This window comes from Escherichia sp. GZ89 (genome assembly GCF_019366485.1).
Taxonomy (GTDB): domain Bacteria; phylum Pseudomonadota; class Gammaproteobacteria; order Enterobacterales; family Enterobacteriaceae; genus Escherichia; species Escherichia fergusonii.
In genome coordinates, this window is sequence record NZ_JAEOHX010000076.1 from 1 (window position 1) to 531 (window position 531).

General features: G+C 52.5%; 1 protein-coding gene. It reads right to left on the minus strand.

Features of this window, described 5'->3' with window-relative positions; translation table 11 throughout:
* Positions 1–531 (minus strand): molybdopterin dinucleotide binding domain-containing protein (locus tag K0335_RS22290; RefSeq protein ID WP_307774225.1); only part of this gene is annotated, 531 nt, incomplete at both ends.

Sequence of the window (531 nt, forward strand, 5' to 3'; positions counted from 1 at the left end):
CAGGCGCCGTGGTCAATTTTATCGCCAGCCATATCCGCATTATGCCATGCGCCCTGACCCATCGCGCTGACGCCCGGCAGAATACGCGGCGTGACCTTGGCGGGTAGACGCACTTCTCCACGATCGTTAAAGACGCGAACCTTATCGCCATTCGCGATACCACGTTTTTGCGCATCAAGCGGATTTATCCACACCTCCTGGCGACAGGCGGCCTGCAGAACATCAATATTGCCGTAGCTTGAATGGGTACGGGATTTATAGTGAAAGCCAAACAGCTGTAGCGGGAAGGTGCTCCGCTTCGGATCGTCCCATCCTTCAAAAGTAGGGGTATAAATCGGCAGTGGGCTTATCACGTCGCCTTCCGCCAGCTCCCAGGTACTGGCGATGTGAGCGAGTTTGCTTGAGTAGATTTCGATTTTACCGGACGGCGTTTTTAACGGATTGGCCTGCGGATCTTCACGAAATTTTTTATAGGCGACAAAGTGGCCGTTGGGATCTTTGCGTTTATAGATGCCCATTTTTTTTAGCTCG